This is a genomic window from Roseburia sp. OM02-15, assembly GCF_003481835.1.
Lineage (GTDB): Bacteria > Bacillota > Clostridia > Lachnospirales > Lachnospiraceae > Eubacterium_I > Eubacterium_I ramulus_A.
Genome location: NZ_QULX01000007.1, coordinates 127,732 through 143,090, shown reverse-complemented (window position 1 = coordinate 143,090; position 15,359 = coordinate 127,732). Strand labels below are relative to the sequence as shown.

13 protein-coding genes are annotated in these 15,359 nt (G+C 40.9%); all 13 read right to left on the bottom strand.

Annotated features, from left to right (window positions below):
* Window positions 1-116: 116 nt before the first annotated feature.
* Entirely contained in the window at window positions 117-623 is a 507-nt protein-coding gene (gene purE, locus DXB15_RS08900; RefSeq protein WP_109216730.1) for a 5-(carboxyamino)imidazole ribonucleotide mutase, read from the bottom strand.
* A gap of 182 nt (window positions 624-805) precedes the next feature.
* A complete protein-coding gene (locus tag DXB15_RS08895) occupies window positions 806-2,875 on the bottom strand; it encodes an aminopeptidase (RefSeq protein WP_118702734.1) in 2,070 nt (689 codons plus the stop codon).
* 440 nt (window positions 2,876-3,315) lie between these two features.
* A complete protein-coding gene (locus DXB15_RS08890) occupies window positions 3,316-3,657 on the bottom strand; it encodes a DUF6142 family protein (RefSeq protein WP_109216826.1) in 342 nt (113 codons plus the stop codon).
* 11 nt (window positions 3,658-3,668) lie between these two features.
* Window positions 3,669-4,160: a VanZ family protein gene (locus DXB15_RS08885; protein WP_118702733.1), complete on the bottom strand. Its 492-nt coding sequence runs from the start codon at window positions 4,158-4,160 to the stop codon at window positions 3,669-3,671.
* A gap of 11 nt (window positions 4,161-4,171) precedes the next feature.
* Window positions 4,172-4,852: an orotate phosphoribosyltransferase gene (pyrE, locus tag DXB15_RS08880; protein WP_109216824.1), complete on the bottom strand. Its 681-nt coding sequence runs from the start codon at window positions 4,850-4,852 to the stop codon at window positions 4,172-4,174.
* A 273-nt stretch (window positions 4,853-5,125) separates the two neighbouring features.
* Complete coding sequence (locus tag DXB15_RS08875; protein WP_118702732.1) at window positions 5,126-5,734, bottom strand: NUDIX hydrolase; 609 nt, start codon at window positions 5,732-5,734, stop codon at window positions 5,126-5,128.
* A gap of 181 nt (window positions 5,735-5,915) precedes the next feature.
* Window positions 5,916-6,827 (bottom strand): 3-hydroxyacyl-CoA dehydrogenase NAD-binding domain-containing protein, encoded by a 912-nt coding sequence (locus tag DXB15_RS08870; protein WP_118702731.1) that lies wholly within the window; start codon window positions 6,825-6,827, stop codon window positions 5,916-5,918.
* 31 nt (window positions 6,828-6,858) lie between these two features.
* Window positions 6,859-7,557, bottom strand: coding sequence for an MBL fold metallo-hydrolase (locus DXB15_RS08865; RefSeq protein WP_118702730.1), 699 nt, complete (start codon window positions 7,555-7,557; stop codon window positions 6,859-6,861).
* A gap of 13 nt (window positions 7,558-7,570) precedes the next feature.
* Window positions 7,571-9,208: a sigma-54 interaction domain-containing protein gene (locus tag DXB15_RS08860; RefSeq protein WP_118702729.1), complete on the bottom strand. Its 1,638-nt coding sequence runs from the start codon at window positions 9,206-9,208 to the stop codon at window positions 7,571-7,573.
* A 99-nt stretch (window positions 9,209-9,307) separates the two neighbouring features.
* Entirely contained in the window at window positions 9,308-10,615 is a 1,308-nt protein-coding gene (locus DXB15_RS08855) for an MFS transporter (RefSeq protein ID WP_118702728.1), read from the bottom strand.
* A 35-nt stretch (window positions 10,616-10,650) separates the two neighbouring features.
* Window positions 10,651-11,565, bottom strand: coding sequence for a glycyl-radical enzyme activating protein (locus tag DXB15_RS08850; RefSeq protein ID WP_118702727.1), 915 nt, complete (start codon window positions 11,563-11,565; stop codon window positions 10,651-10,653).
* Window positions 11,566-11,632: 67 nt separating this feature from the next.
* On the bottom strand, window positions 11,633-14,029 hold the full coding sequence (locus DXB15_RS08845) for a pyruvate formate lyase family protein (protein ID WP_118702726.1): 2,397 nt from the start codon (window positions 14,027-14,029) through the stop codon (window positions 11,633-11,635).
* Between the two features lie 32 nt (window positions 14,030-14,061).
* A complete protein-coding gene (locus DXB15_RS08840) occupies window positions 14,062-15,321 on the bottom strand; it encodes an MFS transporter (protein ID WP_118702725.1) in 1,260 nt (419 codons plus the stop codon).
* Window positions 15,322-15,359: the final 38 nt, after the last annotated feature.

Genomic DNA, 15,359 nt, shown 5'->3' with positions numbered 1-15,359 from the left:
TTATGTATCAGCACATATTTTCATGTTCTTTTATCAACGCGGATATTTGCAATCCACTTGCTCATAATCAAATAGCTCCTGCTTCACTCAACAGAAACATTGTATCCTTACTCTGACTATTTTGCGTAATTTTTATATCCGGTTTCCTGTAATTTTTCGTCTTTTTCCACTACCTGAGATTTCAGCTCCTCTGTGTAAGCTTTCAGTTTCTCTAAAAGTTCCGGATCAGAAGTAGCCAGAATCTTTGCTGCCAAAATACCAGCATTTGCGCCACCATTGATCGCTACAGTTGCAACTGGAATTCCGCTCGGCATCTGTACGATGGAGTACAGAGAATCTACACCGCCCAGATCAGATGTCTTCATCGGGATTCCGATTACCGGCATCGGGAAGATTGCTGCACACATACCCGGCAGATGAGCTGCTTTACCTGCTCCGGCAATAATTACTTTGAAGCCTTTCTCCTCTGCGGATTTTGCATAGTCAAAAAACACATCCGGCTCACGATGTGCGGAGATGATACGCATCTCATAATCGATACCGAATTTATCCAAAATTTCTGCTGCCTTTGCCATGATCGGCATATCTGAATCACTGCCCATTACAATTCCTACTTTAGCCATTTGTATGTGCTCCTTTCATCCCTCATGTAAATATTTATAACACCATCAGAGCAAAATTGATTTATCCTGATGGCTTACTACTCTGTTTACATCTTACCTTGAATCATGCAAATTTGCCAATTATATATTGTTATATTTTTTATAAGTGTCACTAATATACATCATTCGTTTCATTTGTTTTTCTAATAATTTAATAACGGCTCGTTAAGTTCTTCTGCGCCTTCCACCTGGAATAAACCGTCGCGGATAATGTCTGAAGTGCTGCCATCCGGACGAATGACTGTAATCGCACCAAGTTCATCATACGGAATGGTGATATCTGTATGGCAGTTAAAGTATGCCTTTGACATATCCTCTTTGCGAAGCAGACTCTTCTCATTATCTCTGGCAATGATCTCCTTGCCATTCGGATTGTAAACAGCGGTATCCTCTGCATGAGAATAGCAGGTATCGCCCACTGCAAAATGCGGACCTGTCTTTTCCGCGATCAGGATCGGCAATTTTGCTCCGATCTGATATTCTTTTGCCATACGATAAGCGGTTGTATTTGTTCCGATGGCAAACTCGCCCATCGGTAATGTTTCATGACGCATCAAAATATTATCACGGATATAAGCCTTGTTCTGTGCCTCATCCGCAAAGTTTCCGCAGTTGTAACTCTCGATCATACCGTCTTTGAACACAACTTCCAGATCAAGATACTGCAGACCGTTTAAAAATACTTCTGATACATGCAGCGTTCCGTTTGTTCCTGCCAGAACCGGTGACGTAAATACCTCGCCAACCGGAATATTGACATCTGCCACACAGTTTTCAAAAATTGTCTGTTTGTCCGGATCGGTCAGCGGATGAAGTGCTACTGTCAGATCCGTACGGTTGCCGCCACGACCGGTGATGTGTACTTTTGTACCAGTGTCAAGCACATCGATGATACACTGCTGCATTTTCTGATATTTCGCATAATCCAGAGTATTGATAACCACTGTCTCTGCAAAAATTTCCTTAAATTTATCACCGATCTCCGGAATCGGATAAGCAATGATCGTGAAGCTGCGCTCCTCACCTTTGATATACTCATTTGTGATCTGACCGGACATGGATGCATTGTAAACAACCAGCTCCTGCTGACGGTCATGATAATGAATTGCAGCATCTTTTTTCTCCGGTGAAAACGGCTCCTCACCAAAGACTTCCAGAACTGCCGGTCCGCCATGCTCTGCTGCCTGAATTTTATGCTGCTCAAATACAGTACGCAGTACTTCCAGACGCCGCTCCACAAATGCTTTATCAAAATAGAATGCTTTGTCTTCTTTATGATCAAAATCATACTGACGGTTTACGCTGGTTGCGTAAGCACCACGCTTGGAACCGCCACGGTTATTAAAGGAAGATGACGGCTCTCTGTTGATGGTCGCCTGCAGTCCGATTTTTTCAAAATTCTGGATGGCTGCACGGATCATGCGCTCAAATCCAATCTGATAATGAATCTGAACTGTCTTTTTCTTTTTGATATCCTTGCCAGTAATCTCAAATCCAATGCGATATCCTTCTGTATAAGTATCTGCCATGGACTGAATTTCTTCCTCGGAAAGCTGATTTAAAAATTCTGCAATGCCAAGTTCATTTTTTCCAATATAAAATCCATACTGATACAAATAACTGAGTTCAGACAGATCTGCTTTCATAATAATATTTTTGTACAGGCTGTCCACCGGATCGATCATTTCCCGGATCTGGTTCTCCACAAACACTTCACTGTAATCATGGAAATACCAGTAAATGGTCTGTTTTGCCTCCTGCACATCTTCTTCTTCGAAGCAGTTATACACCTGCACGAAAAGCTCCAGTAACAAGGTCAGTTCTGCCAGTTTTCCCTCAAAAGCATAGGTAATCGCCACATCCAACTCTGCACGCAGAAAACTTAACAACTCGCCTTCTTTTTCGCCAAAAATAGCTACTGCATAAGCCGGGTTCGCATAGCTTTCCTCATAATAAGCCGGCAGCATATGATGATATAACTGCTCCTGATCTGCCTTGCAAGTCTCCAGGCTGCGCTGCTGCAAAGTTCCATCTTTTGCCATCTGACACAGTTCCATTGTTTTTTTCAAATAAACTGCTGCCTCTGTAAAATATCCTTTGTAAAGCTCCGGCACCAGAGCTTCTTTGCTGATTTCCTCCACACGCTCTGCCACCAGTTCATATCGTTCTTCGATTGTCTCATCTAAAAAATCATTCCAAACGCTGTCACCCATATTATTTTATCTCCTGCTGATTTTTTATTTATTATTTTCATTTTTTCTATTTGTTGCTATAAAATTCAAGTCGAACGCACGTGAGACTTGGTGCGTGATTCTGGTCAGCGAAAGCTGACATATTCTTCTCAGAATCACTGCACTCTACACTCCGTTCCGGTCGGCGCAAAACCATTGTCTCCCAGACAATGTGCGCCCCCGCGGAGCGTTTATCAATAATTTAGAATTTATTTGCAAAATCACAGTAAAGCGGACATTCGCGATCCGCTTTCGCTGCTTGCTCATGAACGCAGTCGCTTTGCGACCTGTCAGTGGGAGCTTTTAACTCCCACTGACATAAGCATCCCCCCTTACCCACCGCTTAGTGCTCCACGCACTTGAAGCTGGGGAATGCTTATTCTGCGTTCAAATAATGTGTTTCTTTTGCGCTGAATCATGATTTACATCAAACCGTATATGTACATGCCGCCAAGTCCAACGGTCAGCACTGCGCCAAACACAATGCCAAGTCTTGGGGGCAATGGTCTGATTTTTGGCTCCTTCACTGCAAAAATTCCACAGATCAATGCGCCAAGTGCCAGGATCAATCCAATTAATCCCAGACCACCTACTTTATATCCACCTTCACCGGATGCCAGAAACGACTGGATCACCGCGGTACAAAATACCGCCAGCGCCGCCATTGCTGTACAAAAAGACAAAATCCCGGTAGGGGAATGTTTTAAATCCCTCATCCGGGTCTTTCGTGTCCGGCGAAAATATTCTCTTCTGCTGCTTGCCATACGTTGCCTCCTTAATGTTTTTGCTCTTTCAGCCTTCTGGCATCGGCATCCCGGTCCCGCTTGCGCTGCACCAGCGCATAGACCAGATACCCCAACATTCCACCGATTGTATTCAGGAAAATATCGTCCACATCAAAGCAGCCGGTTTTGGTTACAAGCTGAATGCATTCCACACTCAGACTCAGTTCAAAACTCGCCAGTGCTGTGAACCAGAATTTCCGTTTTTTTCTGCCCAGGATCGGGACCCAAAAACCAAATGGCATAAAAATGGCAATATTCCCAAATAAATTGGAAATCACTGCCACCGGTCCCAGAAGATCCGCATATACAATAAATCTCCGGATCTCCCTGAACGGAATCACATTGTAATGATAACTGCGCTCAATTCCGACCCGGTCCAGCATATCCGCAAAAAACAGGAAGTACACCAGACCGGCGATATACAGCGCAAACAATACTCTGCATAAAAGTCGAATTTGTTTTTTATGATTATTTATAAACATTGCCGCAATGCTTATTTTGCGCCATACTGCTCATAATATGCGTCAATGGCAGCTTTTAATGTATCATCGATGACCACTTTGCCATTGCACTCACGGTTGTACAGATGCTCAACCACCTCTGCCATAGTTACGATAGCATTTGTCTCGAAACCGTACAGATCTTTTACTTCCTCAAGAGCGCATTTCTTGCCGCCTTTTCCAACTTCCATACGATCCAGAGAAACCATCAGACCAACGATTTCTACGTTTGCAGCTTCACGTACCTTCGGAACCGTCTCTTCCATGGATTTTCCGGAAGTGGTAACATCCTCGATCATAACGACACGATCGCCGTCTTTCAAAGTACTTCCAAGGAATTTTCCTTTGTCTGCACCGTGGTCTTTTGTTTCTTTACGATCTGAGCAGTAACGAACCTCTTTTCCGTATAACTCGCTGTATGCAATAGCTGTTACAACGCTGATCGGGATTCCTTTGTAAGCCGGTCCGAATAATACATCGAAATCATCCCCGTATTTATCATGAATTGCTTTTGCATAATACTCACCAAGTCTCTTTAACTGAGAACCAGTCACATAAGCGCCTGCATTCATAAAAAATGGAGATTTTCTGCCGCTTTTCAGGGTAAACTCTCCAAATTTTAAAACATCACTTTCTACCATAAATTCGATAAACTCCTGCTTATAAGCTTCCATTCTACTGTTTCCTCCTTATTTTAAGCCATTTCTGGGATTTTTCATTTTTAAATCTGTGTTTTAACTGGAAGTTTCTTAATAACAAAAACTCTACACAGATATAAAATAAGTATACTATGCACATGTTTTTTTTTCAACTGACAAGGCAGAAATTTATAGGGCATTTTTCTTTCCTTTTGTATGTATTTTTCACAGAAAAATAAGCCTGTGCCCCCATATACTGCAAGTACACAGACTTATTTTCTTAAGTAATAATTATTCTACGCTCTCATGTCAGCTTCTTACCACCTCTGCAAAAGCTCGGATTACTTTTGCTGTAAGTCCCCAGATTACATGTCCTTCATACTGATAAAAACAAACATCTTCCTTCCGGCTTCTCCAATTATACTCACGACCGCCACAGATCAAATCATAAGGGAAATCCTCTCCGGGTTCCACCCTTGCCCGGGTGATATAGCATTTTGGTTCCGTATGTAAAAAAAACTCCAACGGAACATGAAACACCTCATCTACCTCTGCCGGACTGAATGTATTCTGATATTCTGTTACTTCTGCAGCAAAGGAATACATGATCAGCCTGCTTCCGGTATAAAGCTTATCCATATCTCCAAGGTAACAGATCTGATCCTTGTTCAACAATAATTCTTCCTGCAATTCACGCAATGCCGCTTCCCGCGGGGTCTCGCCTTCTTCCACCATACCGCCGGGCAAACAAACGTCTCCCGGCTGGTGTGCAATAGTTGCTGCCCGCACTTCAAACAGTACATCATATCCACCGCTTGCATTTTTCAGCAATGGGATACAGACTGCCGCCTGATGACACTGATCCATGCCGATAAAAGTCGGCGTATGATGCGCCAAAATATCTTTTAAATTCTCCATTTTTTATCTTCCTATAGCCAAATTTTCTGCAGGATTTCTTTCAATTCATTTGCGAAGTGAAGGAGTTCCGTATTTTCACCTGCTCTTTTCTATATTTTCAGCATAAAAGCACCTTAATAAATAGTCAAGGACTGAACAGAAAAAATACCATCCAGTCCTCTTTCACACTATTTTATCCTGCTTAAAACATATGCTGCGCTTTAAGGATCTCAGCAATTATCATATCCCGGTATTTTATCACATCTTCCGGTGTACGTCCCTGCCTGGCAGTTCGAGCTGCCATTGCTTCATCAATTCCATCTGCCAACGCAAGATACTCTTCCGATGCCTGATCCTTTCCACTGTATTTCTTTTCATATTCTCGAAAGCCGCCCTGCACGCCAAGAGACATCGTCAACAACTGTCCGGTTACCGCCATACGCAATCCCGGTCCATACATAATCGCTTTATCCACATCATCTACAGAACAAATACCATTTTCTACAATTTCTTTCGCCGCTGCCATAACACCCCATGATATTTTATTTGCAATAAAACCTTTTACTTCTTTTTTGCACACAATGGGTACTTTTCGCATAGATTGATATACCGATACCGCCATATCTATTGTTTTCTGATCAGTCTGTGCTCCACTACATACTTCCATCAATGGAAGCAGATAAGAAGGATTATATGGATGACCCACCAAAATTTTTTCCGGATACAATGCACCTTCCTGTAATTCTGTAGGGAACTTTGCAGAAGTTGCACTTGCAATCACCGTATTTTTTCCATTCACTTCCTGAATCACCCGATAAGTCTCTCTTTTTAAATCCACTCTTTCCGGTACACACTCCTGAACAAAATCAACACCGTTTACTGCCTCTCGCAAATCATTCGTAATCACAACATCCTTCATTAACAGCTCTGCCTGATCTCTTTCCACAGCCCCGAGACGTACCATAATATCCATGATATCCATAATATTTTTCTGTACATTTTCTACTGAAATCACATCATACAGAGACACTTTATTACCTGCAAGTATCGCATTTACGGCCAGACCACTGCCAATAATGCCAGTACCTGCAAATGCTATTTTATATGTTTTCATGTTTCCTCCAAATTTTTAACCGTAACTCACGCTACCTTACAAAAAAAGATGCTTCTTTATACACAATTTTCTTTACATTTTCTCCTGTATAAGTTCTGGCATCTTCACATTTTATTTTTCCTTCTTTGTATAATTCCAGACATTTAATCTGTGTTTCTGCCTGAGCAATACATTGTATTGGTGTTCCATGACAGCCAAGTATTGTATCATACCACTCCTGATGAGCAACAATCCAGATCAGAGATTTTCTGTAAGAATCCAGATTTGCTCCCTGCAGACACATATATATCGTCCGGTCAGAGATACAGTCTCCGGAAAATAAAACCTTTGCTTTTCGATCAAGGAATCCCAGACTGCCAGGCGTATGCCCCGGCAGTCTGATAATTTCCAATTTACGATTGCCAAGGTCTATCATCTGACCATCCGTAAGAGTATGTATATGGCATGATTTATGATGCATTTCAAGATAATTCTGAATTACATCTGTTTCTTCTTTTGCAACATATAGTTCAGAGAAAAAAATATCTCCACCGATATGATCGTGATGAGTATGTGTATGGCACACAATAACGTGATTGTCATAAAGTGCCTTTACTGTTGTTTCCAGTGAAAGCTCTCCAAATCCAGTGTCAATAAGAACTGCTCTTTCTCTGCCTTTCACAAGATACATCCATACATTTCCATCTTTTATTGCAATAATATCTGGCACAATCTCCTGATAACTTAACATACCTTTTCCTCATCTAATCCTCTTCCAAATATGGTAAATGATATTTTTGAGCTTTACGATAGAGAGAAGACGGATAAATTCCCAGCAATTTTGCTGCCTTGTTCGCATTTCCGGTTTTCTTTAGGGCAGCTTCAATCAGATGCTTTTCAAATTCATCTCTCAATTCAAACAACGTTCTTTTTCCGTCTAAATAATCCATTTTATTTTCTTCTGGAATTACTTTCCTGTCTTCTACCGTCCATTCATCACCTGTCTGCGATGAAAATGCCAGTTGTTCATCGTCTGCATTCCCACTGCTTTCTGTGTCAGAAAGAGTATTTTCCACTTTTTCAAATAAACGGTCTACCTGCAAATTATCACATTCCAGTCCGTTTCTCTGTAAAAGCTCCAACAATTCATTTTTATCTAACAGCGCATTTTCTTCCGAACAGATCACATAATATTCAACCAGATTCTGTAATTCACGCACATTGCCAGGCCAGTTATACTCTTCTAAAAGTTCCATATTAGCCTCCTGCATCTGAACCATCCGACCATAATATTCACCATACTCATACAGAAAATGCTGAATTAATCCACGTATATCCTCTCGTCTCTCCCTTAATGGTGGAAGACTGATCGGGAATACATTGATTCTGTAATACAAATCTTTCCGAAACTTTCCTTCTCTCACAGACTCTTTCAGATCTGCATTTGTTGCCGCAATTACTCTGACATCTAACCGTACAGGCTGCGTACTTCCTATCCGATAAATTTCACCCTGTTGCAAAGTTCTGAGTAATTTCGGTTGTAATTCCAGCGGAAAATCTCCGATTTCATCTAAAAAGATGGTCCCATGATTTGCCACTTCAAATAATCCCAGCTTTCTGGATACCGCGCCGGTAAAAGCACCTTTTTCATATCCAAACAACTCTGCTTCCAACATATTTGCCGGTATCGCTGCACAATTCACCCGGACATAAGGTTTATTACTTCTCCGGCTCATTTGCTGAATACAATTTGCAACTACTTCCTTACCGGTTCCTGATTCTCCACAAATCAATGCTGTTGCATCTGTTATGGCAACTTTTCGAATCAATCCCCGTACTTCTTTAATTGCCGGTGCTTTTCCAAGAAGACTTATTTCTGCCGGATTACCTTCTTCAAATATTCTGACACTGTTCTGCTCACTGACCAGTTTTTTCATTTCCTGAAATCTTCGAAAGATTTCAGATTCCGGAGCTAACGTAATCACTACATGGGTCAGATTATGATCTCTGTCAAAAATCGGTACACCTGTTACAAAACGACTCTTTTTATTAGGTGCTTTCAACCCGTTATTGCCAAAGGAAATGGTTCTTCCACTCGCAATTACCTGTTTACTGATGGATATATTATACGGTTCCTTTTTTCCTATGATATGTTCATCCAGCCCCGTATCTCGCATATACTGTTCATTCATATACTGAATGTAGCCCTCACCATCAGTGATGCATAATGCCTGATTATAATTCAGACAGAATTCTCTCACATCAACGGCCTCACAGTTCACTTTCATCAGATATTGAACGATTCTTTTTAATTCTCCGGCAATTTTGGAATCACATTTACTGCTGTTTGTTAAAATATGCAATTCTTTGATAATACCTAATAATTCATCTTTATAAACCATACTTTTACCTCTGATCTTCCCGTTAAATCCTGAATTATATTATACATTTATTTCCATTCATCAACAACCAGATTTATGGCATATAAAATGCTTTATTTCCTAATCATTTATCTCCTCTGCCGAAAACTGCTGACGTCCAATCATCTTATCATTTATGCAGACCGCATTCACAATACCAAGAACAGCAACACAGATCAGTACCACATATGGCACAGTATAACCACCCGTTATTTCACGCAGATTTCCAATAAACGCATAAGAACATGACCGGACAGCAACACAGATTGGGTAAATAACCGCAAATGCATTGGCATAATCATACCGTCCAAAAACTGTAGTTGTCATGGCTCCCATAATATTTCCGGAGCCTCCAATCATGCCCCCTACCATGACAATCGCCGGATAAATCACCCATTGAAATGGCAGGATCAACAAAGTAAGTTCCATGGCACACCAGATAAAAAAGATAATTACCGTTGCTCTGCTTCCTTTTTTTGCATCAATCACACCAAATAAATAGCTCAGTGGGATGGCAACAATTGCACCAACTGTCATCATTGTCATTGCTGTAGAACGTTCAAATCCATGTGACATAATAGACGGAATCAACTGACTCATCACCGAATTGCCTATAAGCATATTCAATCCACCTACTCCGACTCCAATCTGCCAGACCTGACGATTTGTCAGTAATTTTTTAATCGTCCATGGACTTGTTTTCTTATACTCCATTCCTTTTTCATGTATTTTCTGCGCCATTTCTCTGGTCATCGTTTTTTCATTATCCGGAAAGCATCCCTTATCTTCCGGATCATCCCGAAGCCAGAAAATAGATATTAACAACAACACTACAAATCCAACTACCATAATATCAAAATGTCCGGTAAATCCTGCAATTTTTCCACCAAAGCGAATCAGCCATAATACAGTCGCTGTTGCGATCAACGGGCCCATTGTTGCCCATCCAAGCGCTAATCCTGACTTACTTGGAAACCAGTTATTAATACACAAATTTCGAATAACCATAATTCCACTGGATGATGCAGTCAGAATCAGAATTGCCACAAAATACATTTTCGGACTTTGCACTCTTCCCCATAAAAACATTCCTGTTGCTGCCAATGTCATTGACAAAATAGCCGTTTTTCTGGCTCCGGCTTTTCTGGCCAACTGCGTATAACCTATAATAATGATAATCGACACCCACCCAGCAATAGAGGAATAGGTAAGCAGATTTGCCGAGGACCATCCAAATTTATCAACAAATAATCCAACATAGGTATTCAGACCGTCATTCATACTTCCGTTTGAAAAATATCCGAATCCCATCATCAGCAAAATAACAAGCCAATGCGTCATGCCAAAATTACTTTTTGCATTTTTAGCCAGTACATTATCCTTTTTCATACCATTCTCCTTTTCCTTTGCATGCTACTACAATCCTATCCACCGATTTGTGTTGAAAATCCTTTTTCTGAAAACATTGCAACAATTGCTTCCTGCTTTTGTGGATCCAATTTTGTATTTTCCGGAATGGTATATTCTAACCCTATCTGATCATATTTGTTCGCTCCAAAACGATGATATGGCAAAATATCAATTCTTTTCACAGACGGAATCTGTGTAAGGAGTTCTGAAATATCCGATAATTCCTGCATATCATCATTATAACCGGGAATAACCGGAATCCGAATAATCACCGGTTTCTGCCATTTTCCTAACATTCTGAGATTTTTCCAGATAATTTCATTATCAACACCTGTATTCGCTTTGTGTCGTTCCCGATCCAGACCTTTAATATCAAATAAAACAAGATCTGCCTTCTGTAATATCTGGCGTCCCTCTTCGGTATCCACATAACCACAACTATCAACTGCCACCTGAATGCCCTCCTCATGAAGACGATCCATCAAAGGTAATACAAACTCTGGAAACCAGGTTACTTCCCCGCCTCCAATTGTTACACCTCCACCGGTCGCATCGTAAAATGGCTTGTCTTTTTTCAGGTAATTAACCATTTCATCCACTGTATAATATGACCCAAAAGGTTCCAACGCTCCCCGATAACAGAAATCCGCACATTTACCACAGACATTACATTTTTTCCGATCAATTTCTATTTCAGATCCGTCAAATGAAATCGCATGTTCCGGACATAGCTGCACGCATCTGCCACAGTTATCGCAATCCTCTCTGATAAATTTTAATTCCGGTGCAAAAGACTGGCCTTCCGGATTACAGCACCATTTACATTTCAAGGGACATCCTTTCAGGAAAATAGTTGTCCGTACTCCCCAGCCATCAACAAAGGATCCCTGCACTTTATTAAAAATAATAGCTCTTGTTTTATCGCACATAAATGTCTCCTTTCAGAAACGCCAAATATTTTTATTCTTTTTGAGGGGAGAATGATCTCCCCTCATTTTACAGACTCTCCATCTCAATCCGGTTAATAATATCATTCTGCAATATCGTACTTAACTCTACAAAATATGCGGAATATGTCGATACACGAACCAGCAGGTCTTTGTACTGTTCCGGATGTGCCTGCGCATCACGAAGAGTCTCTGTACTGACAACATTAAACTGTACCAGAAATCCTCCCATCTTGTGAAACGTCCTTACCAGTATCGCCAGTTTCTTTATTTTTTCGTCACTTGATACTGCTTCCGGGTTCAATCGAATATTTAAAACCGAACCGTTACAAAATGACAGCGGATTCAGTTTTGCCACAGAAGCCATCGTAGCAGTAATACCGCTTACATTTCGTCCCTGATGTGGTGATATTCCACCTTCTGCAATTGGTTCACCTGCGTGACGTCCATCCGGCTGTGCACCGGTATCATTTCCCATCATAATATTTGCGGTTATCGTTCCTGCACAACAAATTGATTTTGAATCAAATGGTCCCGGTATTTTAGCAATTTCACCTGCACAATATTCCAAAACATCATTTACATAAAAATCTACTTCCGGAATATCATTTCCGAATTTTGGTTCTGCGCAGAAATCACGATACATGGATTCATAGCCTTCCCAGTTAGCATCTAACGCATCCATCACCTGATCCATCGTATATTTCTTTTTATCAAACACAAGATCTTTTAACGCATATAAACTGTCGCCCATATTCGGTGCACCGGACAATGACATTGCACAGGATCTGTATGCAGCCGCACCTCTCGTAATATCTGTTGCCTTATCAATACAACCCTGCATCAACGCAGACTGCAGAAGGCATGGAGAATATTGTGCAAACATCAGCTTATCCATATTTTTATAGAGATGCATATATGGAACTAAATAACTGAATTGCTTCTTAAATGCACTGTACACTTCTTCAAATGAGTCAAACTTCCTTGCATCACCGGTCGATATACCCAATTTTTTCTTTAACATCGGAGAATATCCGTCATGTAATGCCAGATCAAAAATGAGTGGCAGATTAATCATTCCACCCGGAAGATCCAGAGAATAGCCCGGAACCGAAGGTGAATTACATCCTGTAATCGCACAGGTATTTGCAACTTCCAACGGACGTCCCATACTCAGGAACTGTTTTACAACAACATTTGTACCAATGAATTTCATCTTTCCACGTAAATATGCCGCTGTTCTTATCGCCTCTTCCACAAAATCCTGCGGTGTATTTTCACTGGTCATAACCATTAAATCTTCTGTCAGACCATATCGTGCAGCTTTCATAAAAATATACGAAAGTTCATTTACTGCACTTGTGCCATCCGGATTGTTTCCACCAATCGTATTTCCAAGCCGGGAAGAAAGTCCACCATAAATTTTAGCTGCCGGTGTAGAGTAAACCGTAAACTGGCCATTCTGGCGAATCAAAAAGCATCCAACCAGTTCTACTGCGTCTTTATCCGTAATTCTTCCGGCTTTGATATCAGCCTGATAATATGGATACAGATACTGATCTACCCTTGCCATAGATGGTCCGGCTCCCCATGCTTCATTGTTCAAGCCACAGTAAGTAAACCAGGCCGCCTGTAATGCCTGCCATAATGTTTTCGGTGGATTTTCCGGAACAGTTCTGCAATTATCTGCAATCTGTAATAATTCCTGTTTTCTTTTCTCATCGTTCTCCTGCATTGCCATAGACTCTGCCAGATCAGCATATCGATTTGCGAAAATAACCAGTGCATTCAGTGAGCGTTTCATGCACAGCAAATATTGTACTTTCTTATAACTGTCAATGTTTCCAATGGTGTCTTTTTTTAACTCTTCAATTTTTTGATCTATTTCCGCTTTTAGACCGACAACTCCTTTTGATAAAATTGCTTCAAAGTCTGTAGCAATATGACCAAAATACTGCGTATTCAGGCAGAATCCTCCACCTCCAATAATCGGTCCGTTTGCAAACTTGAATTCGTCCGGTATCTCTTTTTGCCAGTGGTCAAATAAAGATTTTCCCTTCCAGTATTCACAACAGTCTCTGATGATTTCTTTGTCTTCTTCTGAAACCTCAGCATAGTTTTCCTGTTCCCTTGTATGAAAAGAGTCCATTTCTTTTGTATACCAGGATGAATTCACTTCCGGACTTAACGGACCTCCTCTTACCTTTCCTGTCGGACGTCCTACAATCAGTTCCTGATCACCGATTCCGATCGTCAGATGATTTAATATATTTTCCAATGCCATTGAGCGTCTGTATTCAATTGGATATTCTTCTGTTTCCCGGAAAGTTTCTGTTGTATATTTTGCTTTTTCCACACAGACTTCCGGTTCCACTAACATAGCATTTCGTAAAAATAATAACCGTTTTTCTGCTTCTGGTGTAATATAGTCTTTGTTTTCCACCATTTATCTCCTTTCAATTCCATTTACAAAATTATTTAACTTTCTGCCATCTTTTCCGTTTTACTTTTTGCAGGTTTATCTTTCACTACAAAAACAGTCAGTAATGCCACTACTACGAAAATTGCTGCACAATAGTACCATAATGCAGAATAACCGGCGAAATCAATTACCACACCTGCGATTAGTGCTGCAAATCCCAATCCGATTGCATTTGCCATCTGGAAAGTTCCTGTAGCAACCGGAATTCGATTTGCCGGACACCGGGTAAGCAGACAGCCATTTAACGGGGCTTTGATACCAGCCTGGCCAATACCATAAATCAATCCCAGAACAGCCCAGTTTGTCATTCCATTTGCCAGGCAGAGATATACCCCTACACAAATTGCACAACATGGAATAATAATCGGTTTACAACCAAATTTATCCTGAAGAGGTCCCTGATAAAAACGGCTTAAAAATTCTGTAAGTGCCTGCGTACTGAAGAAAATAGCTGCTGAAACTCCACCATATGTAGCTGCTACGTATGCAGTCAGGAAAAACATGGTACAATGACCAAAAGATGCAATAATCATTGTGACAGAAGCCGGAAGTGCTGATTTTTCAATTACTTTCCAGATTCCCTTATATTCTTTTCCATTTTCATCATATTTTGCTGCTTCTTCTGCTTTTTTATCTGTTGCAACTACCTTTGTCTGCGCTTCCATCTTCTTTTTGCCAGGAACAAGAATTGCTGCAAGAACCAGACCTGCAGCCATAATTGCCGCAATCACAACAAAGAATTTAAACCAGTTCGGATTACTTGTATCACCGATCAGCAACACAGCAAGCCATGGACCAAGTACAATCGCTGCTGCCTGTGGGATTCCTACAAACATACTGGATGCAAATCCCATATGTTCTTTTGGAATACGCTCTGCTGCCAGCGAATTGGCCGTTGTATAGGACCATCCATGACCAATACACTGTAAAACACGAAATACACAAAATCCGGCAAATGTCATAAAGATACCACATGCGCCTATCATAGCTGCAAAAATTCCAAGTCCGACCAGCATCACTGCTTTACTTCCAAATTTCTGTGATAACGGACCGGCAGATGGACGAATAACCATTGCAAGAAACGTCCATGCCATGCCGATCATTCCATAAACTGTTGCTGATCCATGAAGATATTCTAACACATAAACAGATAAATAATTTGCCATTGCCTGATAACAGATACTGATAATCACAATAATAAGAATCGGGACTATCATCGGAACCCACCACATATTTTTTTTCGCTGTGCTTTCCATACTTTACCTCCCAGTATTATATACTTTTTCCTCTCACT